This window comes from Paraburkholderia sp. BL18I3N2 (genome assembly GCF_003001875.1).
GTDB classification, from domain to species: domain Bacteria; phylum Pseudomonadota; class Gammaproteobacteria; order Burkholderiales; family Burkholderiaceae; genus Paraburkholderia; species Paraburkholderia phytofirmans.
Genome location: NZ_PVNC01000034.1, coordinates 16,485 through 40,324 on the forward strand (window position 1 = coordinate 16,485; position 23,840 = coordinate 40,324).

At 58.2% G+C, this 23,840-nt stretch carries 18 protein-coding genes and 2 pseudogenes; 16 read left to right on the forward strand and 4 right to left on the reverse strand.

Features of this window, described 5'->3' with window-relative positions; genetic code table 11:
- Positions 1-7: 7 nt before the first annotated feature.
- Positions 8-1,258 carry a sarcosine oxidase subunit beta family protein gene (locus B0G75_RS38040; RefSeq protein ID WP_106286185.1) on the reverse strand — a complete coding sequence of 417 codons (1,251 nt, stop codon included), beginning with the start codon at positions 1,256-1,258 and terminating at the stop codon, positions 8-10.
- Positions 1,259-1,294: 36 nt separating this feature from the next.
- Positions 1,295-2,167 carry a formyltetrahydrofolate deformylase gene (gene purU / locus B0G75_RS38045; RefSeq protein ID WP_106286186.1) on the reverse strand — a complete coding sequence of 291 codons (873 nt, stop codon included), beginning with the start codon at positions 2,165-2,167 and terminating at the stop codon, positions 1,295-1,297.
- Positions 2,168-2,580: 413 nt separating this feature from the next.
- On the opposite strand from purU, the gene B0G75_RS38050 reads away from it, so the two are divergent.
- The 4 genes from B0G75_RS38050 (at position 2,581) to B0G75_RS38080 (ending at position 8,671) form a co-directional block, all read left to right on the forward strand.
- Positions 2,581-3,267, forward strand: coding sequence for a TetR/AcrR family transcriptional regulator (locus B0G75_RS38050; protein WP_243856926.1), 687 nt, complete (start codon positions 2,581-2,583; stop codon positions 3,265-3,267).
- A 379-nt stretch (positions 3,268-3,646) separates the two neighbouring features.
- Positions 3,647-4,696: a porin gene (locus tag B0G75_RS38055; RefSeq protein WP_106286188.1), complete on the forward strand. Its 1,050-nt coding sequence runs from the start codon at positions 3,647-3,649 to the stop codon at positions 4,694-4,696.
- Positions 4,697-5,126: 430 nt separating this feature from the next.
- The gene (locus B0G75_RS40960; RefSeq protein WP_181196756.1) at positions 5,127-5,300 is read left to right on the forward strand and encodes a hypothetical protein; all 174 of its coding nucleotides are present in this window, start codon (positions 5,127-5,129) and stop codon (positions 5,298-5,300) included.
- 1,484 nt (positions 5,301-6,784) lie between these two features.
- Positions 6,785-8,671, forward strand: a complete 1,887-nt coding sequence (locus tag B0G75_RS38080; RefSeq protein ID WP_106286191.1) for a tannase/feruloyl esterase family alpha/beta hydrolase — start codon at positions 6,785-6,787, stop codon at positions 8,669-8,671.
- 389 nt (positions 8,672-9,060) lie between these two features.
- Here B0G75_RS38080 and B0G75_RS38085 read toward each other — a convergent pair whose 3' ends face one another.
- Positions 9,061-9,708, reverse strand: coding sequence for a TetR/AcrR family transcriptional regulator (locus B0G75_RS38085; protein ID WP_106286192.1), 648 nt, complete (start codon positions 9,706-9,708; stop codon positions 9,061-9,063).
- A 242-nt stretch (positions 9,709-9,950) separates the two neighbouring features.
- On the opposite strand from B0G75_RS38085, the gene B0G75_RS38090 reads away from it, so the two are divergent.
- The 7 genes and pseudogenes from B0G75_RS38090 to B0G75_RS38115 all read left to right on the forward strand — a co-directional run.
- Positions 9,951-11,666, forward strand: a complete 1,716-nt coding sequence (locus B0G75_RS38090) for an AMP-binding protein (protein WP_106286193.1) — start codon at positions 9,951-9,953, stop codon at positions 11,664-11,666.
- Between the two features lie 25 nt (positions 11,667-11,691).
- Positions 11,692-12,357: a nitroreductase gene (locus tag B0G75_RS38095; RefSeq protein ID WP_258194163.1), complete on the forward strand. Its 666-nt coding sequence runs from the start codon at positions 11,692-11,694 to the stop codon at positions 12,355-12,357.
- 185 nt (positions 12,358-12,542) lie between these two features.
- Positions 12,543-12,866 (forward strand): SDR family oxidoreductase, encoded by a 324-nt coding sequence (locus tag B0G75_RS41910; protein WP_308705955.1) that lies wholly within the window; start codon positions 12,543-12,545, stop codon positions 12,864-12,866.
- Between the two features lie 70 nt (positions 12,867-12,936).
- Positions 12,937-13,239, forward strand: coding sequence for an SDR family oxidoreductase (locus B0G75_RS41915; protein ID WP_308705956.1), 303 nt, complete (start codon positions 12,937-12,939; stop codon positions 13,237-13,239).
- A gap of 380 nt (positions 13,240-13,619) precedes the next feature.
- The gene (locus tag B0G75_RS38105) at positions 13,620-15,104 is read left to right on the forward strand and encodes an MFS transporter (protein WP_106286196.1); all 1,485 of its coding nucleotides are present in this window, start codon (positions 13,620-13,622) and stop codon (positions 15,102-15,104) included.
- A gap of 86 nt (positions 15,105-15,190) precedes the next feature.
- Positions 15,191-16,378 (forward strand): acetyl-CoA C-acyltransferase, encoded by a 1,188-nt coding sequence (locus tag B0G75_RS38110; protein WP_106286197.1) that lies wholly within the window; start codon positions 15,191-15,193, stop codon positions 16,376-16,378.
- 100 nt (positions 16,379-16,478) lie between these two features.
- Positions 16,479-16,721, forward strand: a pseudogene (locus tag B0G75_RS38115) (IS6 family transposase); the annotation flags it as partial.
- Positions 16,722-17,170: 449 nt separating this feature from the next.
- Here B0G75_RS38115 and B0G75_RS38120 read toward each other — a convergent pair.
- Positions 17,171-18,325 (reverse strand): IS110 family transposase, encoded by a 1,155-nt coding sequence (locus B0G75_RS38120; protein WP_106286198.1) that lies wholly within the window; start codon positions 18,323-18,325, stop codon positions 17,171-17,173.
- Positions 18,326-18,756: 431 nt separating this feature from the next.
- On the opposite strand from B0G75_RS38120, the gene B0G75_RS38125 reads away from it, so the two are divergent.
- The 5 genes and pseudogenes from B0G75_RS38125 (at position 18,757) to B0G75_RS38145 (ending at position 23,710) form a co-directional block, all read left to right on the forward strand.
- Entirely contained in the window at positions 18,757-19,944 is a 1,188-nt protein-coding gene (locus tag B0G75_RS38125) for an acyl-CoA dehydrogenase (RefSeq protein WP_106286199.1), read from the forward strand.
- Positions 19,945-19,950: 6 nt separating this feature from the next.
- A complete protein-coding gene (locus B0G75_RS38130) occupies positions 19,951-21,189 on the forward strand; it encodes a CaiB/BaiF CoA-transferase family protein (RefSeq protein WP_106286200.1) in 1,239 nt (412 codons plus the stop codon).
- Positions 21,190-21,294: 105 nt separating this feature from the next.
- Positions 21,295-21,970: pseudogene (locus B0G75_RS38135) on the forward strand (3-hydroxyacyl-CoA dehydrogenase NAD-binding domain-containing protein); the annotation flags it as partial.
- Between the two features lie 43 nt (positions 21,971-22,013).
- Entirely contained in the window at positions 22,014-22,763 is a 750-nt protein-coding gene (locus B0G75_RS38140) for an electron transfer flavoprotein subunit beta/FixA family protein (RefSeq protein WP_106286201.1), read from the forward strand.
- A 14-nt stretch (positions 22,764-22,777) separates the two neighbouring features.
- Entirely contained in the window at positions 22,778-23,710 is a 933-nt protein-coding gene (locus B0G75_RS38145; protein WP_106286202.1) for an electron transfer flavoprotein subunit alpha/FixB family protein, read from the forward strand.
- The last annotated feature ends 130 nt before the right edge of the window (positions 23,711-23,840 follow it).

Here is a 23,840-nt window from a genome sequence, read left to right on the forward strand (position 1 = left end):
TCTCCCTTCAATGGTCGACGCCGGCTGCGGCCGCTTCGTTGATGAAGCGGCCGCTGGCAAAGCGATCGAGTCCGAATGGTGCGATCAGGTGGTGGGGGCGATCGTTCGCGATGGTGTAAGCGAAGGTGTCGCCACCGGCCGGAATCGCCTTGAAGCCGCCAGTGCCCCAGCCCGTGCTGATGTAGAGGCCGCTCACCGGTGTCTTGCCGACGATGGGACTCGAATCCGGAGAAATGTCGACAATGCCGGCCCACTGGCGCATCAGCTTGAGGCGGCTGAATGAGGGAAAGAGGTTCAGCACCGCGCTCAGCGTATCCTCCAGGGCGGGGAGATTGCCGCGCTGGCCATACGAGGGGTAGCTGTCAGCGCGCCCGCCGATCAGGATTTCGCCGCGATCCGACTGGCTCACATATGTGTGAACGACCGGCGACACCACCAGTCCGTCCAGTGCTGGCTTGACCGGCTCACTGACCATGGCCTGCAGCACACCGCTGGTGATCGGCAGTGTCATGCCGGCCATTCTCGCGAGCAGCGAAGAATGACCGGCTACTGCGATGGCCACCTTGTCCGCCGTGATCACACCACTTTTCGTCTCGACGCCGCGCACCCGGTTGCCGGAACGCACGATCCCCGTCACCTCGCAGTTCTGCACGATGTCCACGCCGAGCGCGTCGGCGGCACGCGCATAACCCCACGCGACAGCATCATGGCGCGCTACGCCGGCTCGGCGCTGAACGAATCCGCCGAGAATCGGGAAGCGGGCGCCGGCGCTGGTGTCGAGCAAGGGCATGAAGTCCTTGACCTGGCCGATATCCATCATCTGCGCGTCGATGCCCTGCAACTGGATCGAATTCGACCAGCGCTCCAGCATGTCCATCTGATGAGGACTGTGAGCAAGCGTCAGCGCGCCACGCTGGCTTAGCATCACGTTGTAGTTCAGTTCACGGCTCAGGCCTTCATAGAGGCGCAGTGAATGCTCGAAAAAATTGGTACTTTCGGGATAAAAGTAGTTCGAGCGGATCGCCGTTGTGTTGCGCCCCGTATTGCCGCCACCCAGCCAGCCCTTTTCGAGGATGGCGACATTCGTAATGCCATGCTTTTTGGCGAGGTAATAGGCCGTGGCAAGACCTTGCCCGCCGCCACCGATGATCACCACATCGTAGTGCGCCTTGGGCGGGCGGGTGTGCCACGCCGGTGCCCATTTGCGATGCCCCGACAGCGCATGTTTGGCGATAGCCCAGAATGAATATTTTTCCACGCAACACCTCAGGAGCGTGACGCCGGACGGCGTCGCTTACAGAATCACAGTACGATTGCCGTTCAGAAAGATGCGGCCTTCGCTGAACAGACGCACCGCGCTGGCGAGCGCCACCGCCTCCGTGTCCTGGCCAACGAGCACCATGTTTTCCGCCGTATAGGCGTGGTCGATCGGCTTGACTTCCTGCGCGATAATGGGGCCTTCGTCGAGGTCTTCAGTCACATAGTGTGCCGTTGCGCCGATTACCTTGACGCCGCGTTCGTGCGCCTGGTGATACGGCCGTGCCCCCTTGAAGCCAGGCAGGAACGAGTGATGGATATTGATTGCGCGGCCGGCGAGGCGGCGGCTCATGCCGTCGGACAGGATCTGCATGTAGCGGGCGAGTACCAGCAACTCCGCATGCTTTTCGTCGAAAAGATCGAGAATTTTCGCTTCCTGCTCCGCCTTGGTCGCCGGCGTGACCGGAAGATGATGGAAGGGGATGCCATACCATTGGACAAGGCCACGACAATCGTCGTGGTTCGAGACAACCCCGACAATTTCAACCTTGAGTGCGCCCGCCCGCCACTTTGTGAGTAGCAGGTTCAGGCAATGATCGTATCGCGACACGGCGATGAGCACTTTCGGCCGGTAATCCGCGCGCCGGATTGCGAAGCTCATGTCCAGGTCCGACGCGAGTTCAGTCAATGCATCATTCAAATGGTCGATCGAGGATTTCAGCAACTGGTCGTTGAACACCATCCGGGCAAAGAAAGTCCCGGTTTGCGGATCACCGTAATGAAATGACTCGGTGACGAAAGCGCCTTGCTCGAAAAGCAAACCCGAAACCTTCGAGAGGATGCCGAGCCGGTCCGGGCATCGGAAGGTAAACAGGTACTGCACGGAAGAGGAGTCGTTTGCATTGATCATGTTTGCGGTCCTGCCTGGTCCCATGCACATGGGCTGCGATGATTGATAAGCCGCATTGATCCCAAGGGAGCGGCGCTTCCTGGCAGTGACAGGGACGTGCTGGACAACCAGCGCGGTGCAAGACCGGTAACAATTAACAATAAAAAATTATTGTTAGTTGGCGAGGGAAGCGACCGGCGCCGTCTTCATGCGGACGGCATCGGTCGACTTCTCGCAGCCACACCGCAATGTCCCTGACTCTGCGTATGGCGGCAGTATAGGCATCGTGATTCGAATAAAACAATAAAAATTTAATGTTACTTGTTTGTGAATCGTGTCGGCGCCTTTCCTGGTGTGAGGTTTCGCGCGGTGTTACATGGTCCAGATGACAAGGTAGAATGGGCGGATCGCAATCCGAGCCCAGGAAACACAGCGTGCCAACACTTGCATCCCGACCGGCGTCTTCGCGTAGAACGCAGGAAGAGCGTAGTCATGCCACGCAAAGCCGGATCATCCGGTCAGCGCTCCGGTTGCTGGAAAAGAAGGGGATTCAGGGCGCCAATCTGCAGGACATTGCTCGCGGAGCCCGGGTGACACTCGGGGCGTTGCAGCATCACTTCGGCAGCCGGCAGGCACTGATGGAGCGTCTGATCGATGAGGTAATGGCGCCCCTTTCCGACGACAGCAGCGTGTGGCCGTCGCCGGCGCTTCCTCTGGAAGAGCGGGCAAAGGCATTCGTACAGGCGGCGTGGCATTCCATGTACGGCGCGCCGAGCTACGTCGCTGCGTGGAGCCTGTTCTTTGGCTGCAAAGCTTCGCCGGAACTGTTCGCCCGCATCGGGGTCGGCCGTGCACGCAATGACCCCGTATTTTTCGACCGTTTTGTCGAGCATTTCCCCGAAATCGTGGCTTCCTGTCCGGATCCGCGCCATTGTGCCGGCCTCGTATTCGCGAGCCTGCGCGGAATGGGCGTGCTGAACGTATTTACGGTGTCGACTGAAGAAATCGACGGTCAACTGCAAATGCTGAGCTGGATGATTATTCAGGCCGGCACGCCTGCAAAATCTGGCTGCGCGACTGCCCCGAAGCCCGCGCGCAAGTCGCGAAAGGCCGCCGCCTGAAGCCGCAGGTCAGCGGCGCCGATACTTTTGCCAGTCAAAATGACGGGCTCGCCGTCGGGGCGTGGCATGCAAAAACTGATGCAAGGCATTCGCTTTTTTCGATTGCCCCATTTGTTTTGGCTAACTCTAATTCGCTTGCGGGCTAAGCGGACGTCATATGCGACCGCGGGCCGGTTAGGTCATCGCGACATGTAACAGCCGGCGAACAATATCCGCTTGATGGGGGAGGGGCGGGTTAGTCCCGAAATCCGGAATTGATTCGAATCGCCCTTGTCAGGCTAGGTTATTCCGCAGGGACATGACCGAAGAATCCGGACGCCTGACGCATTAGGTTGTCGTAGCAAAAGCCCCGGTCTTGATTTTATAATAAGGATTACATATGAGTAAGAAAATCGCTTTGGCTTGCGCTCTTGTCTTCTGTGGTATGGCCCATGCGCAATCATCGGTGACGCTCTACGGTTTGATCGATGCAGGCATCACCTACACCAACAACCTGACCGGTTCCGTAGGCAACGGCAGCGCGCTGCAGTTTATCTCCGGCTCATCGCAAGGAGACCGCTGGGGACTGAAGGGAGCCGAGGATCTCGGCGGCGGAACCAGGCTGGACTTTGTGCTCGAAAACGGATTCGTGCTCGCCAACGGCAAGCTCGGGCAAGGTGGTCGCATGTTTGGTCTTCAGTCATACGTCGGCTTGTCAGGACCGTGGGGCGCGCTGACCATGGGACGCCAGTATGACCTGATCGGCTGGATCTTCCCGGCCTATGCCGTGGCATCGAATACGCCTGCCGGATTGCTTGCGTGGAGCCTGCCAACCAACGCGGCGGGCGGATACACGCTCGACAACCGCGTGTGGGGCGACGAAGTCGACAATTCGGTCAAGTACATGTCGCCGAATTTTGGTGGATTTTCATTTGGTGCGATGTACGGCTTTGGCAATATCGCCGGCTCGTTAGGGACCAACAGCAGCACCAATTTCTCTGTCAGCTACGATCATGGGCCGTTCAGCGCAACACTGGCATACATGGCGATTCACAATGTTACGACCTCGGCAAATTCGGTGGAATACGCTGCGGGCGCCGCGTACATGATCGGCAAAGTTCGGATATTCGGGCTCGTCACCGACGTTCAACTTTCCAGCGGAGCAAAGCAGCGAGCGACGACGTTCGAAGGAGGCGCGGCCTATGCGCTGCGCCCTGATCTCTCGCTCGCTGCCGGCTATCAGTTCCAGAAGCGTAACAACGACGTGGGAAGCGCGAATCAATTGACATTGAGCGCGGACTATTTTCTTTCAAAACAGACGGACGTCTATCTTGTTGGCGCGCTTGGCCACGATTACGGATATGGTGCTCAGGTTCAAGCCGGCTATGGATCAGTATCGAGCACGTCGACTCAGGTTGCGGCGCGCGTAGGACTGCGCCATAAGTTCTAGCGCCATGCTTTCAACAGGAGCAGTTCGTTGCACATGGTTTCCGGACCCAGGGAGCGCATTGGAATCTCGTGAGAAACGTGCTGCGTCTGTCGATCACCCTGTTATCACATTCTGCTTCGGTGTCCCGCGTAGACCTTTCGTGCGTCCAATCGCCGTCAATCTTACGTTCGGCGACTCTTCCAGCAAGTCCCATAATATCTCGCCGCCTACTTCGGCCTTAGCCTGCATGGCCGCGCGATTTTCAAGGTAACCGAGAGCACAAGCGACGACACATGCGCTGAGGGCCATGTGGCGAATGCCATGCAGTGGCGCGGTGGGCACGACGCGGATCCAGTCAACATTTTCGCCTGATACGAGAATCGGTTGCAGCCGGATGCACCGCTTTTTGAGAGAGGCGTGACGATTTTGATGGGATTCATGCGATTCGTGGATGAGCTTCCAGATCGCAGGGAATACCGACGCGATCGTTGAACTCACCGCCGGTCATCGATTGGAGATCGTCCCGAACGTCAAGATCGATGCCTCGGCGCATGCGCGGCGCCAGCCATGGCGCGCTTATGCAACGCTGCACGTTTGGCGCAAATACGAAGCACAACGCGAATGACGCCGGGTCATCTGATTCCGAGTCCGCTGGGCGACATAGTCTCGCGTGCCGAGGACGATCTTTTGACGGCCCTGTTCCTCGCCGACCAACACCGCTTTCCCTCGACTCCATTCGCACAGCGCCAATACACAGCGGCTCCTCTGATCCTGCAGGCGCAAGAGCAAATTGCCGAGCTTTTTACTGGCGAGCGACGCGTGCTCGCTGTTTCTTTTCAATTGCGCGGCAGATCCTTTCAGCCGCGAATCGGGAAGGAGCTCACTGCACTTCCGTACGGGACAGTAGTTTCCTACGGAACGATCGCAAAGTCGCATGGGTTTGGACCCGGTAACGCGCGCAGTCGCAAGCGCTACCTCTGCAAAACCCCGTGATCGTTCCCTGCGACCGGTCGTCTCGGCTTAGGGGGATCCCGCTGCTACGCCGTAGGCATCGATCGGAACAAATGGCCTTACTCACGCTCGAAAAGCATGCGGATGCGGTAGAGCCCGTTAATCTACTGGTTCTACGTCTTCCACTATGAATCTTATCGAGCTTTTCGCGCTGGCCGCGATCTGGGGTGCGTAGTTCCAGTTCCTATTCATGCGCGTGGCCACGCCGGAATTCGGGCCGATTGTTTTGATCGCCCTGCGCGTCGCAATCGCGGCGCTCGTTTTAACTCCGGTCGGTGCTTCGCATCCGCGGATGCGCGTAGCCAATTTAGATCCCAAGCGTGGCCTTCGTTTGTCGTGGGCGCGGTCAACTCTGCCGTACCGTTTTACCTGCTCGCATATTCTACCGTCTGCGTCGACGCCGGCTTTGATTCACTCCTGAAACGCGACAAGGCCACTCTGGGTCGGGCGCTTACCATATTTCGGCGAATTTGATGACTACTCGCCAGGCAATGCAGGCAGGCAAACCAGTGCGGCGCAATTGGCAACACCGGGCGCTAAGCCACGTCCGGTAGAGGACTCGACGACTCAGAACGTCCTTGCGGCATTTATCGGCCCGTTTCTTTTCAGTCTAGTTTGCATCGTCTGTTGGATCGTTAGCCGAAGTTCACCTTGCACATCCATCCGGCTGTTCGCGTTTGTGCCGGGTTGTCCCTCCATCTATCGCAGCGCCGCACCTCGTCCGCGCACGTGTCACCCGCAAATACAGAGGCCCCGCACATTCATCCGATGCTTCGCTCGACATTCGCGCTTCGGCAAGGCCCCGCATGCGCGACGCTAACTGAAACTGAATTTCAGTTACGGGTGGACGCGCAAACGGAAGGGGTCGATGCAAGGCCGACACAGCATCCATTGGCCAAGGCGCGGCACGCTCAAGCTAGCTGTTCAGTTCCCGACTGGTACTAATACTGACGCCATTCTGGTTGACAGCCTTCACGATGACACATATCGTTAACTGAAATTGAGATTCACTTAATATCGTATTTGGCTTGTTTGTAGCGCATGCCGCACCGCACTGCCCCTCTTTATCGAAAGTAATAAAATGACACGGAGACACAAATGAATGTCAGAATTTCGGCGATAGTCAGCGTAGCTGTTTCGCTGATGACGGCAGGGTGTGGCGACGGGGGTGTACAGACTGCGTCGCCGCAGCAGCCGACGTTAGCGGAAATGTGCACCACCCAGACCATGCAGAAAGCAATGCCGACGGGGGTCACGGTCAAGGACATCCCGAATTTGTGGACGAGCCTGCCCGCAGTATTCCGCGCGACCAAAGGAGGGGTCAACCTGCTAGCTGAGAATGCCTTGGGCGATGGTGCGCCCGCCTATTGTCTGGTTACCGGGAGTTTCGTTACCAATTCCGTCACCGGCAAGACCGCAAATTTTGCAGCAGGATTTCCTGCTGCGGATAAGTGGAACGGCAAGTACCTCCAGATTGGATGCGGTGGCAACTGCGGAAACGTTGGTGAGTCGGGAGCTCCCAATCCAGCTCATCTCCGCGCTGGTTTTGCGGTCTGGCAAACCGACGACGGTCATGTAGACGGTTCCATTGCTGCAACAGGAACATCCCTCGAGTCCGACAGTAGTTGGGCCGTAAGTTCTCCAGGTGTGCAAAACACCGATGCTGTACAGGATTATCTGCATCGCGCGGTGCATACAATGGCGATACTTGGCCAGCAGGCAACGGCGTCTGCATACAACGTTCAGACCGTGAAGCGTTCATATTTTATGGGTTGCTCGGACGGTGGTCGCGAAGCGATGGTTGAAGCAACGAAGTATCCACAGGACTTTGACGGAATCGTAGCAGGCGCGCCGTATAACCCTCGCAAGAATCATCCTAACTTCATGACGCGCGCACTTGTTCAGCTTCGCAGCACGAGTGCTCAATTATCGGGCGCGCAAATGAAGCTTGTTGCCTCCGCTATGACGACTGCCTGTGATGCAGCTGACGGTGTCACAGATGGGCTGATACAAAATCCAAACGCGTGCAACTTCAATCCCCGCAAAGACATCCCAATGTGTGCAGCAGGCGCCGCCGGAAGCGATTCGTGCTTGAGTTCGGATCAGATCGATAGTGTGGCCGCGATCGTCTCGGCTGCCCGCGACCAGACCGGCTCCGTTCTTGCTGCGGGTTGGTCGCCGGGTACATTAGCGGACGCAGCCGACACGGCCGCCTTCCCGTCACAGCCGGCTCAGGGTCCCGACCCGTTCGGTCCTCAACCCTACCTCACGATGTTCAACGACTGGGCGTTCTCGAACTACACGCTAAAGAACATCGTTTTCAGCGGTGACCCGAAATATGATGGAAGAACGACGCTCGGACAGGCGTTTGGGCTTTCGGATCCTGCGGACCCTTCGACATTCCATGTCACGTTCCCCTCGCAGACTACGGACGCGATCCAGAACGCGTTCCTCAATGGCACGTGGGATGATCCGGCGGCTCTTGCACCGTTCATTCAAAAAGGTGGAAAACTGTTCATGTATCACGGCCTCACCGATCCCTATCTGAATGCGAACAACACGGTCACGTACTATGAGAATCTTGCGTCTGCGGAAGGGGGATATGCGGCGCTGGAGAAAAACGTGCGACTCTTCCTGGCTCCGGGCATGGATCATTGTCAGGGCGGAGTTGGTCCCAACGCTTTCGTAAGCCAGTATCAACAGTTCTCTCCAACAATTCCATTTGACCCACAGCACGATGCACTTGCTTCGCTGGACAATTGGGTAGGAACCGGCCAGGCACCCGACAGCATTATCGCGACGAAGTATACCGACGACGACTCAACAAAACCTGTGTCGCGCACCATGCCGCTTTGTCCTTTCCCTGCACAAGCACATTACTCAGGGTCTGGATCACCGGCAGACGCTGCAAACTGGAGTTGTGCGGACGGGGACAACTCGATGCTTCGCCTGGGGACCGCAGGCACGTTAGCTGGGATGCAGTAACCATAGACTTGCGGTGGGGCAGTAGCTCGAAAGCAAACTGCCTCACTCTTGTTTTGAGTCAGAGATAAGCGTCTCGCCCGACTTGCTATCAATCACATCTTCGAAATCAGATCTGATGTGGCGTCTGCCAACGGCTGAGCTTTCAGGAAAAGCCGTTGGGACCGGAGACCCTTGTTTTTGGGGGGCAACAAAGTAAGCCCGAGGACTCGGGGCTCGTCAAACGCAGATTCTGTTTAAGCGGCAAGAATCTGGCGCCATGGCCGACTAATCCGCAATAATCACCTCGAGCGACCGGCCGAGGTGAATGCCGGCAAACTGCACTTCCCGCTTGAGCCTCTCCAGTTTGCGGCCCATTGCCTGGCAAGCCGGTTCCCCGCCGAGCTTAGGATTCAGTAGGCGGGAGGAGCGAACGGTCGCGAGTTGCCCGAAACCCCTCGCAGACAAAAAGCGATAATCGCCGAAGCGTGGGCGGCTAGTTCCGGCGAAGGTTCTGCGGGGTTAATCGTAAGTGGCGCCACCAGCCCCTCAAATAGACATCCAACGATGCAATCCGCCGAGGCGGAGGCATCCTGAACGGGGAATTCGTTCCCTGCGACTCCTTGCTCGATGATCGTCTTGAATACTCGCGACAGCGCGCGGTGATAGACAAGGCGAGCTGCCTCCACGTCGGGCTCGACCGGCTCGGCAACGAGAGCATGGGCCAGGCGATGCCCGCGTAATGCTCTGCTTGCAAATGTCCATGCTGCAGCACCAAGCCGATCGCGAGCAGTTCCATCACGCATCGCGATTCCGGCGACCACATCCACTTCCCGCTGGGCGGTCGTCTTCACAACCTCGACCATGAGTTCTGTTCTCGACGGGAAGTAGCGATATAGCGTTCCAATCGCAATTCCGGCTGCGTCTGCGATCGACGACATCTGCGCCTCGCGAAATCCCGATTGCGCGACCAGCGTACGCGCAGCCTTAAGAATCAGCGGATATTTGTCTGCGCCGCGGCGACGGATGCGAACGCGCGGTGCGTTAAGTAGATCTTCCATTTCAGCTCACCGTCGGTGCGGATGTCCTATGGGGGTCGGAAGGCCTGCCGGGCGCATCCTCTCAAAGTCATTATGACATGGCAGTTTGCGACGATCATCCGGACGCGCCGGAGCCGGGTGCTAATACCTGGCTTTTCGAGCTTGACAGTGAGGCGGCGCCGCATTAATGTTAAGCGAATCGAGATTCTACTTAAACACGATCATTGACTCGCCCTCGGTCTTAAAAAATTCAGGAGACAGATATGGATATCAAAACGACTCTTTCGGACCCGCGCCTGCGGGTGACGGAACTGGTGAGTCAATACACCGATCCTTCCGCAAGTGTGGCCTGGCTCCTGTGCGACAGGCACAATCCCCAGAGCGTGGCGTACGAGGTCGTTGATGCGACGCTCGAGGCAAAACGTTTGACCTATGGTGAACTGAGGCGTCAGTCCGAGGCATTTGCCGCCGGTCTTGCATCGCTTGGAATAGGAAAAGGCGATAGGGTCGCTACTCTGGCCGGCAAAAGTCAGGAATACCTGATCGCGCTGATGGCGATCTGGAGGCTCGGCGCGGTGCATGTGCCGCTCTTCACGGCATTTGCGCCGGCCGCGATAGCGGTGAGGCTGACCGGCAGTCGCGCGAGGGTCGTGATCTGCGATTCGGCTCAAGCTCCAAAGCTAGCCAGGGGCGAAGATATGCCTGAAAACCCTTTGCGGCGTGTTGTAGTGATCGGCGGTGAGCAAGCGGCGAACGCCGATCCGCTGGCCGTTACTTTCGAATCAGTTCTCAAGGGCGGTGCGCAGCAGCCGGTAAGCGCGGCTGCCTCACTGGGCGGCGATGCCCCTTTCATCCACATCTTCACCTCCGGTACCACGGGTCGGCCGAAGGCGGTGGTCGTTCCGGTTCGAGCGCTTGCGGCATTCCATAGCTATGTCGAATTCGGTATTGGCTTACGCGATGACGATGTCTACTGGTGCGCTGCTGACCCCGGCTGGGGCTACGGCCTATACTTTGGCGTGCTCGGATCCTTTTGCACCGGCGTTCACAGTGTCCTGCTGAAAGCCGGGTTTGAGCCCCTGACGACGTACCGCGTCCTGGTCGATCGCAACGTGACAAACTTTGCTGCTGCGCCGACCGTGTATCGCTCCTTGTTGTGTTCGGAAATTGAGCCGCCTCCCGGCCTTGCACTCCGTTGCGCCTCAAGTGCGGGCGAACCGCTCACACCGGATGTGAATGAATGGGCAGTCGGCGCCCTTGGCGTCGAAGTGTTTGATCATTACGGTCAAACGGAAGCTGGCATGCTCATCAATAACCATCATGACCCACGTCTCGCGCGGCCTGTGAAAGCGGGCTCAATGGGTGTCGCGATGCCCGGATGGAAGGCGGTTGTGCTCGATCGCGATAATGACGTCGAGATCGGAGTCGGCGAGGTGGGCCGAGTCGCGTTCGAACTGGCGGAAAGCCCGCTGGCCTGGTTCAAGGGCTACGAGGACGATCCTGCGAAAAGCGCGGAGCGGTTTGCTGGCGACGGAAGATGGTATCTGAGCGGCGACCTGGGCCGCGTCGACGAAGACGGTTACTTCTTCTTTTCCTCGCGAGAGGACGACGTAATTATCATGGCTGGCTACCGGATCGGCCCGTTTGAGGTCGAATCGGTGATCGCCGCGCACCCGGATGTCGCCGAATGCGCAGTGATTGCGGTACCGGATAAGGTGCGGGGCGAGGTTATCGAGGCGTACGTCGTACTGCGTCGGCATGAAAAGGCGGGGCCCAAAATGGAACATGAGATTCAGCAGTGGGTAAAGACTCGCTATGCGGCTCACGCTTACCCTCGCCAGGTCCACTTTTCCGCCGAGCTTCCCAAAACTCCGAGCGGGAAGATTCAGCGGTTTGTGCTGCGGGAGCAGCGGAAAAAAGACGGTCCTATTGCCGCGGCCGTGCCGGGACGAATTAGTCTTGCCATTACTAAAGAGTGACCAACCTATGAATGCAACGCCCTCCGTGAGCGCGATCGAAGCTATTGTCCAACGTCGGTCGGTAAGACGATTTTTGGATACGCTTATTACCGCGGACGTGATCGACGACATTCTCAACCTGGCTGCAAGAGCCCCTTCAGGTACGAACATTCAGCCTTGGCACGTTCATGTGGTAACCGGCAATGCCAGAAATCGGCTGTCCGCAGCCGTATTGGAGGCCGCTCGCGAAGGTAGGCGGTGTGACGAGTATGCCTACATGCCGGAAAAACTGAAGGATGTCCACCTATCGCGACGACGCAAGGTCGGCTTCGACCTATACAGTCTTTACGGGATTGAGCGCTCAGACCATGTTTCCCGCAATGAGGCGATGCTTCGCAATTTCACGTTCTTCGGTGCCCCCGTCGGCCTGTTCTTCACCATGGATAGATATCTCCTGGCGGGCTCATGGCTTGACAGCGGAATGTTCATGCAGAACGTAATGATCGCCGCACAGTGCTACGGAATTGCGTCATGCCCGCAGCAAGCCTGGTGCGAATATGGCGGCGTCGTCCACGACGTCCTGAACATCCCTGACAGCCAGATTTTACTGTCGGGCATGGCTCTCGGATATGAGGATACGTCGGCTGACGAAAATAGATTGCGGACGGAGCGAGCGCCTGCTCGAGAGTTCGCGATTTACCACAATGAATAACGGCGCGGTGCGAACCAGCCAACGGAACACTCTCTAATAGCTCAATCCCGCTCCGGCGGGAAAAGCGAGCCCCGCGCCGTTGACGCGGCCCGTAGACAATAAGGAATCCTATGCGTATAGAAGGTAAGACGTTTCTAGTGACAGGCGGCGCCTCGGGACTTGGTGCCGCCACCGTGGAGGCACTCGTGAGTAAAGGTGCTGTGGTTGTAGTTGCGGACCGAAATTCGGACGCCGGCGCCGCTCTCAGACAACGTTACGGGTCTGACATCGAGTTCATTCAGGCTGACGTGACGAGCGAAGATAGCATCGTCAAAGCCCTCGACCTGGCTGTCGGGCTTAGCGGGACATTTTCTGGCGTCGTCAGCTGTGCCGGGGTCGCGCCGGCGGAACGCATCTTCGGCCGAAACGGAATACATGGGCTGCAAAGCTTTCGCGCAGCCGTGGACGTCAATCTCGTCGGAACATTTAACGTATTAAGGGTCGCCAGCCGACAGGCTGGTCAAGCGTGATGGTACCGGCGGCGAAGAGGAAAATGGCGTAATCATAAACACTGCGTCCGTTGCCGCCTACGACGGCCAGATTGGGCAAGTCGCGTACGCCGCGTCAAAAGGCGGCGTCGTCGCGATGACGTTGCCCGCGGCTCGGGAACTGGCAAGGCATTCAATCCGCGTAGTGACCATTGCCCCGGGGATCATGGAAACGCCAATGCTTCTCGCAATGCCGGACGAAGTCCGGGCATCGCTGGCGGCGACGGTGCCCTTTCCGAGCCGTCTTGGAAAGCCACAGGAGTTTGCGTCGCTTGTGTGTCATGTAATCGAGAATCCGTATCTAAACGGGGAGGTGATCCGACTAGACGGGGCGATCAGGATGGCTGCGAAATGACCGATAGCAAGGTCCGGCTGGAGCGGAATGCGCCTGCATCGAACGACCAATGCGCCTCAAGGCACGTACTGGAATTCAATGCGCGCTGCCGAGGCTTGGGCTCGGCCGTGCCTCGATCCAGACAAGGGCAGGCCGGAACGTCGGCGGGGACGATGGAACGCGCAGCGGGGCGCGAACTCGTGCAGGCAACATTCGCCGTACAGTTCGCGATATCGCCGGTTCTCGATTGTTGTGAATTCAATGCGGATACCCGTCGAGCGAACGGGAGTGGCGTCAGTGAGTGAGGGCCGTACCTACACTGCGTTGCCTGATCACGTGAACCAGCTTATCTAGTTAATCAGTTTCAGCCGCACATTTGCTATTGACTGAGGAGACACAAAATGCATCGTATAGACGTACGTAAGTTGGCCGACGAAGCAAGCTTCAACCGGTTCCACGCACTGGTTCTTTTCTGGGGAGTGCTCATCCTTATCCTCGATGGCTACGACCTCGCCGTCGTGGGCGCGGCGCTGCCGTCAATCATGAAGGACATGGGCGTTGAAGCTACGAAGGCGGGCTTCATGGTCAGTTCAGCACTATTCGGCATGATGTTCGGCGCAATTTTCTTTGGTACCCTGGCTGACAAGCTTGGACGTCCCTTTATGATCGCCGTCTGCGTTTCCTTATTCAGCGTCTTCACGGCGACCGCTGGGTTGGCACACGAACCAGTCACCTTCAGCATTGCGCGCTTCGTCGCCGGACTAGGTATTGGCGGGGTTCTACCTATCGTCACGGCCCAGATGGCAGAGTTTTCGCCCCGCAGGATCAGAGCTCGGCTGGTGACCTTTGTCTTCGCGGGCTATTCGGTAGGCGGTGTCCTGGTGGCTTTGATTGGGAAACAACTGATTGCAGCGTATGGCTGGCAGTCGATGTTCTACGTTGCAGGCGCACCGGTGCTATTCATTCCACTGCTTCTGAAGACGATGCCGGAGTCAATGCCTTTCCTGATGAAAAAGCACCGCTACGATGACGTCCAGAAGGTCGCCAGGAAACTGGTACCTGGATACGATCTTCAAGAGCATGAGACATTTGCCGTACCGATCGATGACCCGGCGTCAGACGCCTCGGTATCCAGACTGTTCAGCGATGGACGCGGCCTCAGCACGGCGATGATCTGGATCGCCTTTGTGACGGGTCTGTTCATGGTGTACTCACTAAGTTCGTGGTTGACGAAGTTGATGGCTATGGCGGGTCACAGTCTCGGCTCGGCGTTGACTTTTGTACTGATCTTCAACGTAGGCGCGATGATCGGTGCGGTGCTTGGCGGCTGGCTTGGCGACAGACTCAATATCAAATACGTGCTTATCGGGTTCTACGCGACTGGAGCGCTTTCCTTGACGTTGATGGGCTATACAAAGTCAACAGAGCTGTTATACCTCGTCGTGTTCATCGTTGGGGCTTCGACGCTCGGTACGCAACTCCTGGCATATGCATATGCTGGTGAGTTCTACCCGATGGCGATCCGCTCGACTGGGGTCGGATTTGCATCGGGTCTGGGACGTTTGGGGGCAGTCTGTGCGCCAGTAGTGATCGGTTCCCTCGTCGCGATGAAGTTGCCGCTCGAGCAGAACTTCATGGCCATTGCGTTGGCAAGTCTGATAGGGATGGTCGCCGTCTCGTTAATCAATCAACGTTTGTCGGGTGCCACGCACGTCTATAACTTAGTTGCGGGGGCGGAGCGAGCTGGCACTATATCTGACGTATCAGAAAGATATGCCCCGGCCATCGGTAGTGGCGGTCAAGGTGCCTTCCAGGCAACGGCCCGATTTGAGACCGACGTCCGTGTTACTGGCAGTACGCCTTCAAGACCGAGGAAGGAAAATTGAAAGTTAACGCGGGATGCCGTTCCAGATGGCCCTATGTGCCCAGCTCAACGTCAATCCCGGAACACCTTAAGAGGTATGGAGGATCTATGACACAACACGACCCAATCGTTATTGTCGGGGCCGCCCGCACCCCGATGGGCGCACTGCAAGGGGATCTTGCGTCGCTCACCGCTGCGGAACTTGGGGCCGTCGCTATACGTTCGGCGATACTACGGTCGGGACTTGCGCCCGAACATGTCGAGGAAGTATTAATGGGCTGTGTCTTATCTGCTGGCCTGGGTCAGGCACCTGCGCGTCAGGCATCGCGCGCGGCAGGAATCCCTGATTCGACCGGTTGCACAACAGTCAACAAAATGTGCGGGTCAGGCATGAAAGCCGCAATGTTAGCGCACGATCTACTGTTGGCGGGAAGCAACCGAATCATGGTGGCCGGCGGAATGGAGAGCATGTCTAACGCTCCATACCTGTTGGACAAAGCGCGCGCAGGTTACCGGATGGGCCATGGGAAGCTGACCGATCATATGTTTGTCGACGGGTTGGAGGATGCATATGATCCTGGGCGCCTGATGGGGACGTTCGCGGAGGATACCGCACAGACCTATGGCATTACTCGAGAGGCGCAGGATGCTTTCGCTCTGACTTCTCTTAATCGAGCACTCGCCGCCACTGCCGACGGCACGTTCGCAGACGAGATCGCCGCCGTCTCCGTCAAGGGAAGAAAGGGTGAAGTTTTGATTGCACAGGACCAACAGCCCCAGATGGCGCAGCCCGAAAAGATTTCAACACTCAAGCCCGCCTTCAGAGAAGGCGGAACAGTTACCGCAGCGAACTCTTCTTCGATTTCCGACGGAGCCGCTGCGCTCGTGATGATGCGTCGTTCAGAGGTGCAAATGCGCGATCTAAAGCCTGTCGCGACAATCGTTGCCCATAACACTTTCGCCCAGCTACCGTCGCTCTTTACCACCGCACCCGTGGGCGCGATCAAGGGTTTGCTCGAGAAGGCCTGCTGGAGTGCCGCGGAGGTTGACCTATGGGAGATCAACGAGGCCTTTGCGGTGGTGGCGATGGTAGCCATGCGCGATCTGGGCCTACCTCACCAAAAAGTAAACATCCACGGCGGTGCTTGTGCCCTGGGCCATCCAATTGGCGCCTCGGGAGCACGGATAATCGTTACTCTCCTCTACGCGCTAAAAAAATACGGCAAGACACGGGGGGTTGCGTCGCTTTGCCTCGGAGGGGGTGAAGCTACAGCGATAGCTATCGAGGTGGTGTGAGTTCGATCCGCCGTCGCTGCATGCCTGGAGTCTGCGCAAGCCCACATAGAAATGAATAGGGCATTGTCAGGTTGTGTGACTCGTCGGATAAGATGATGCGATGAAGAAATCGAAATCGCTCTATCACGGTCACAGTTTCCCGGCTAGTGTCATTAGTTACGCTGTTCGATGGTATTTCCGCTTTCATTTGAGCCTGCGCGACATTGAGGAACTGCTTTTCGAGCGCGGCGTGATCGTGACATACGAGACGATCCGATGCTGGTGTGACAAGTTTGGTAAGGGCTTTGCTCATCGAGTGAAAGCGGGGCGACGCAAGCCGGGCGGTACATGGCACCTTGACGAGGAGAGTGCGTCACGAACACAGGCGTGAGCTGGTTCTGCCGAATTGCGGCTTCCGCCGCAGCCTCGGGACGGGGAAGTCCCTTCTATGAGGATCTGTTTGTCAAGCCGCTTGCCGTTTGACAAACAGATGGTCGCCGATGTTTCGGATTGCAGTTTATTTGACGAGAAAGCATTGCTTGCATTTAAGGTCCGTCACATTTTTTCCCATGAGTAGTCTGAGGCCGTTCAATCGCGCTCGTGAGACTCGAGGTCTGCACTCACCTTCTATCCGCTGGCCAACGGTGTGACCAGCCCCATCCTGCATGCGCGCTTCGCCCGGATATCTCCGGGGCACGCGTCCCATCTTTCAATCGGTTGCACTACAGGCAACCAGGACTTCCCACGGACGCGTACACTTCAGACCGTTTGTGCTGACGAACCGTTTCCTCCTTTCCGGCAAGCCGTCAGGGATTATGCAGACTTCAACTGCGCGCCTTCAGGTAATACGCCGTCCGTCAGATAACGCCACAACGCAATCGCAAGACGGCGGGCGACCGCCACGATTGCAACCCGCCGGATTCGGCGGCTCGACGGCGTACCCTGCGTGCGCCGATGGAACCAGAGTGTGAGCGCGCTGTCTGGCTGGTAGCGCAGCCACGACCATGCCATCTCGATCAGCAGCGCACGCACTCGCCGGTTGCCCTGTTTGCTGATGCCCTGATCCACACGGCTCTCGCCGCTGTCGAAGGGTTGCGGCGCGAGGCCAACGCAAGCACCGACCTGACGGCGGTTGCTGAATTGCCGCCAGAACAGTTCTAGCGCCAGTCTTGATCCGCCAACTGGCCCGATGCCGTTCAGGCGTGTGAGGCGATCGATCCGCTCACGCGCAGGCTCGGGCAGACTGGTTTCTCGCGTCTTCTCCAGGGTGGCCAGTTGCTGCTCGACGAGTGTCAGTCGCTCGCACTCGCGAACCAGCCGTTCATGGAGCTCTGCCGGGAGCGGCGCACCATCGTGACACCGTGGCTCCCCGCGGGCGAGTCGGCCGGCGAACTTCCTGCTATCGACCTCATCCCAGCAACCGAGTGTGATCAGTAACTTGCGCATGCGGTCACGGTGCTGGAGGACTTCCTTCTGCAGTTGCCCGCGATCGCGCATCAGATGGCGGGATGCTTCATCCTGCGCCGATGGCACCCGGATCACCCGCATGCGGTCGCGTTCGCCGCGCAGCCAGGCACGCAGACTGATGACAAGTTTGATTGCATCGAGCCGGTCAGTCTTCGCGCGCCGCTTGTGGCGTTCAACCGGGATGCTCGCAGGATCGACGACGTGACATTCGATCCCGCGAGCCTGCAGCGCACGATAGATCCAGAACGAATCCTGGCCCGCCTCATAGCTGACGACGACTCGTGCATCCGCTGGCAGTGCCCATTTCGCTCTTTGCTGCCCGATCAACGTTAGCACCGCATGCAGACGGGATGCGGCTTGTGGCTCCGCTACCGTGTGTACGGCCGGGCTGTCGCGGCGACCGTCATGTAACGCAACCTTCCACTTCGCCGCAGCCAGTTCCAGCGATACCGCCAGCACGAGCGCTTCCGAATGCGTCACGTTTGCCTGATCTGTGCGCATGATCCTCTCCTTGAGTAACGGGCACACGGCCGATTTTACGATCAGCGTCGTGCGGGCTCCGTAGCCCCGTCCTACATAGGATCTTTCATTCGACAGAACCTGTTGCGTTCATCGAAGCCCGTGAAACGGCGCTCGTGTTTGGGAATCAGAATGGGCTCGAAACCTCGCAGGGCGATTCGTTGCGCCGGGTTGAGCCGTTGAACGGATAGTGACTTTAATGCCGGCGACGCCAAATCTTCTGCAGCGACTGTTTCCCTGCACGTACATGTATAAGCGAACATTCCACGCATTGCTGATTCCGCATGTCTGCGCGATAGGTGTCGTCTGGCGATGTGTGCGTTTTACGAACAGGCTAGTGCAAAAAAATCGGTTGTGACGCAGTCATCGCGTCGGTAGATTTGAACACATTCATCCACTGCATAGTGCCAATCATGAATGTTCAGCACAAGTCGCCTTCCTTTCAATGGGACGACCCCCTCCTGCTCTCACAACAACTGACTGAGGAAGAGCGTCTCGTGCAGGACTCTGCACACGCGTACTGCCAAGAGCGCCTTGGACCTCGGGTTCTGGAAGCATTCCGAAAAGAATCGACAGACCCGGCCATCTTTCGCGAAATGGGCGAGCTCGGCCTGCTGGGCGCTACGATTCCCGAAGAGTATGGTGGCGCTGGTCTCAACTACGTGAGCTATGGACTCGTGGCCCGCGAAGTCGAGCGCGTTGACTCCGGGTATCGTTCGATGATGAGTGTTCAGTCGTCGCTCGTGATGGTGCCCATCAACGAATTTGGTTCGGATGCGATGCGCCAGAAGTATCTCCCCAAGCTTGCCAGCGGTGAATGGATTGGCTGCTTCGGTTTGACGGAGCCCAACCATGGCTCGGACCCGGGCAGCATGGCGACGCGTGCGAAGCAAGTCGACGGCGGGTACTCGCTGAGTGGCAGCAAGATGTGGATTACGAACAGCCCCATCGCGCAGGTGTTCGTCGTCTGGGCGAAGGACGATGAAGGTGCGATTCGCGGGTTCGTCCTCGAAAAGGGCTGGAAGGGACTCTCCGCACCGGTAATCCACGGGAAGGTGGGCCTGCGTGCCTCTATTACGGGCGAAATCGTGATGGACGAAGTTTTCTGCCCGGAAGAGAACGCTTTCGAAAATGTGCGCGGGCTTAAGGGTCCGTTCACGTGCCTCAACAGTGCTCGTTACGGCATCGCATGGGGCGCACTCGGTGCGGCCGAGGATTGCTGGCATCGTGCACGTCAGTACGTCGTCGACCGCAAACAATTCGGGCGCCCTCTGGCCGCGAACCAGCTCGTGCAAAAGAAGCTTGCCGACATGCAGACCGAAATCACCCTCGGGCTCGGCGGTTGTCTCCGACTGGGCCGCATGAAGGACGAGGGCACCGCTGCAGCGGAAATCACCTCGCTCATGAAGCGCAATTCGTGTGGCAAGGCACTCGATATCGCGCGTGTCGCACGCGACATGCTGGGCGGCAATGGCATCAGTGACGAGTTCGGTGTTGCGCGTCACTTGGTGAATCTCGAAGTCGTCAACACGTACGAGGGCACGCACGACATTCACGCGCTGATTCTCGGCCGTGCCATCACGGGCATCGCGGCGTTCTAACCGGCCATGGACAAGACACTATCAGTGGGCGCGCTCGAAGGCGTTCGCGTCCTGGACCTCTCGCGCGTACTGGCAGGTCCGTGGGCAAGTCAGTTGCTGGCCGACCTAGGGGCAGACGTGGTCAAGGTTGAGCGGCCACGCACGGGTGATGATACCCGGGCATGGGGGCCGCCATGGCTAGCCGACGGCGAAGGCGACGCGACGGGCGAGTCCGCCTATTACCTGTGTGCGAACCGCAACAAGCGGTCGGTGACCATCGATATCAGCCATCCCGACGGGCAGGCACTGATAAAGCGTATGGCCGCTGAGGCAGACGTGTTTATCGAGAACTTTAAAGTTGGCGGTCTTAAGCAGTACGGTCTCGATTACGCGTCGCTGAAGGCAGTCAACCCTCGCCTGATTTATTGCTCCATCACGGGCTTTGGTCAGGATGGCCCCTACGCAAGCCGCGCCGGTTACGACTTCCTCATTCAAGGGATGGGCGGACTGATGAGTCTGACCGGACGTGCGGATGGCACCGAAGGTGCGGGCCCGGTGAAGGTCGGTGTTGCGCTCACGGACGTCATGACGGGGCTGTATGCAACGGTCGGCATCCTCGCCGCGTTGGCGCGACGTGACCGTAGTGGCGAGGGCCAGCACGTCGACCTTTCCCTGCTCGACGTCCAGATTGCGAGTCTGGCGAACCAGGCGTCCAACTATCTGATTGGGGGGATGGTGCCAAGCCGTCTCGGTAATGCTCACCCGAACATCGTTCCCTACCAGGAATTTTCGACCGCGGACGGGTACATGATTATCGCGGTCGGCAATGATGGGCAGTTCCGCCACTGTTGCGAGGCCTTGGGTCTGGCCGGACTTCCAATCGACGAACGCTTTCTGACGAACCCGCTGCGCGTAAAGCATCGAGCAGAGCTCGTGGCGCTGCTCGAGGCTGCAACGAAGACGCGGAACACCCGTGAGTGGGTGAAGGCGATGGAAGCGGTCGGAGTGCCTTGTGGGCCCATCAACAATGTCGCTGAGGTGTTCGAGGACCAGCACGTGCTTGCGCGCGGTGTTCGTGTCGAGATGCCGCACGTTTCTGGGGGAAACGTCGCCATGGTCGCGAACCCCATCCGTATGTCCGAATCCCCGGTTCAATATCGCAGTGCGCCGCCCAGGCTCGGGCAGCACACAGACGAAGTGTTGTTGGGCTGGTTGCGTCTGTCTGGCGAAGAAGTTGACACGCTAAGAGAGTCAAAAGTCCTCTGAGGGACAACGCTCGACGTGTCGATGAAGTTGGCGCGCAGGTGCTTCTTGGTTCGCAGGCAGTCGGTGAGGCACCCGGTTTCGAACGAGCTCCGCGGGCGTAGCGAAAAAAGAGATGAAAGACACGAGTGCAAAGCTGCTGCAGCGATGCGGCGACTTTCGTTCAGCACGACGGTCAGCGCCTTCGCGGAGTCAGATTTCATCATTGAGGCGGTGACTGAGGACGTCCTCACTAAACAGCAGATTCTCATCTCGTTGGACGCAGTGATTCGTCCGGACGCAGTGCTTGCGACGAATACCTCCTCGGTCTCGATAACGAAGCTTGGAGAGTGGCAATCGCCTCATCGGAATGCACTTCTTTAATCCGGTTCCCGCGATGAGACTTGTGGAGGTCATTCGGGGTGTGCGCACCGACGACGCGACTTTCGCGACAGCTGTCCAGTTGGCTGAGTTGCTGGGAAAACATTCAATCGGGATGAGGAATTCTCCCGGCTTCGTGGTCAACCGGATTCTGATTCCAATGATTAACGAGGCGATTCTTGTGCTGCAGGAGGGTGTTGCAAGCGCCGCCGATATCGACGAGGGAATGAAGCTGGGGGCGAACCATCCCATTGGTCCGCTGGCCCTCGCGGACTTAGTTGGACTCGACACCGTGCTCGCAATTATGGCCGTCCTTCATGATGAGTTCGGCGACCAGAAGTATCGGCCGGCCCTGTTGCTGCGCGAGATGGTTGCGGCGGGCGCCCTCGGCCGCAAGTCCGGCAGCGGGTTCCATAAATATTGAGGCGAAGGGCTGTCGTAGCCCTGTTCCAAACAGGAGAGCAAACGTGAAGGTTCTCGTGGCCATAAAGCGCGTGGTCGACTACAACGTGAAGGTCCGCGTGAAGTCGGATGGCACCGGCGTCGACATCGCCAATGTGAAGATGTCAATGAACCCATTCGACGAAATAGCTATAGAAGAGGCCGTGCGGCTGAAGGAGGCGGGGATTGTGACAGAGGTCATCGCCGTGTCCGCAGGCGTTACCCAAGTCCAGGAGACGTTGCGGACGGCGCTTGCAATCGGCGCCGACCGGGCGATTCTCGTGGAGTCGAATGAAGACTTGCAACCACTGGCTGTCGCGAAGGTACTTAAGGCGCTGATGGACAAGGAGAAGCCGGAGCTGGTGATTCTCGGAAAGCAGGCAATCGACGACGACTCGAATCAGACCGGTCAGATACTTGCGGCGCTGGCTAACCTGCCGCAGGCTACGTTCGCGTCTGAAATCACTGTCGCCGATGGCAAGGCGGAGGTAGTCCGTGAAGTCGATGGTGGCGCAGAGACGCTCTCGCTGCGGTTGCCCGCGGTCGTGACGACCGACCTGCGGTTGAACGAGCCGCGCTACGTGACGTTGCCAAACATCATGAAAGCGAAAAAGAAGCCGCTGGAGACTGTGAGGCCCGAAGACCTCGGCGTAGACGTTACACCGCGTCTGAAGACGCTCAAGGTCGCTGAGCCGGCGCACCGTGGCGCGGGCGTGAGGGTTGCCGACGTGAAGACCCTGGTCGAGAAGCTGAAGACCGAAGCTAAGGTGCTGTGAGGAGCGAAACGATTATGACGAATCTGGTGATTGCTGAACACGACAACGCGTCAATTAAGGCCGCGACACTTAACGCTGTAGCTGCCGCACAGAAGATTGGCGGCGATATTCACCTGCTGGTGGCGGGGTACAACGCTCAGGCAGCGGCCGACGAAGCTGCAAAGCTCGGGGGCGTTTCGAAGGTGTTGCTCGCCGATGCACCGCAACTCGAAGCCGGACTCGCTGAGAATGTCGAGGCCACGGTGCGCTCCGTTGCCAAGGACTATTCTCACATCCTGGCGGCGGCGACTGCTGCCGGGAAGAATGTGGCGCCGCGTATTGCTGCAACGCTCGATGTTGCGCAAATCAGCGATATCACGGCGGTGGTGAATGCTGATACGTTCGAGCGGCCAGTTTACGCTGGGAATGCGATTGCCACCGTGCAATCGGTTGACCCAGTGAAGGTCATCACGGTGCGCACGACCGCGTTCCACCCCGTTGCCGCGGAGGGTGGTAGCGCACAGGTCGAGAAGATTGAAGCCGCCGCTGACGCAGGGCTTGCGCAGTTCGTCAGCCGCGAGGTGGCAAAGCTCGAGCGGCCCGACCTTACCAGTGCCAAAATCATCGTCTCGGGCGGTCGGGGGCTGGGTAGCGCTGAGAACTACAAGAAGGTCCTTGAGCCGCTCGCAGACAAACTCTGCGCCGCGCTCGGTGCGTCGCGCGCGGCGGTTGACGCGGGCTACGTGCCGAACGACTACCAGGTGGGCCAGACGGGCAAGATAGTGGCGCCGCAGTTGTATGTCGCGGTCGGTATTTCAGGCGCAATCCAGCATCTCGCCGGCATGAAGGATTCGAAGGTCATTGTTGCCATCAACAAGGACGAGGAGGCGCCCATCTTCAGCGTGGCCGACTATGGCCTCGTTGGTGACCTGTTCACTGTGGTTGCCGAACTAACCAACGAGATTTGAAAAAGCGGCCTCTAAGGCTATTTAGCGGTCGAGTGGGCACTGTCAACTTATCGAGAGCGGGGCGTAAAAGCGGGAGAAAGAGCACGCCTCAAAATGAGTAGGATGGATTTTGGGCGAGTTCGGTGAATTC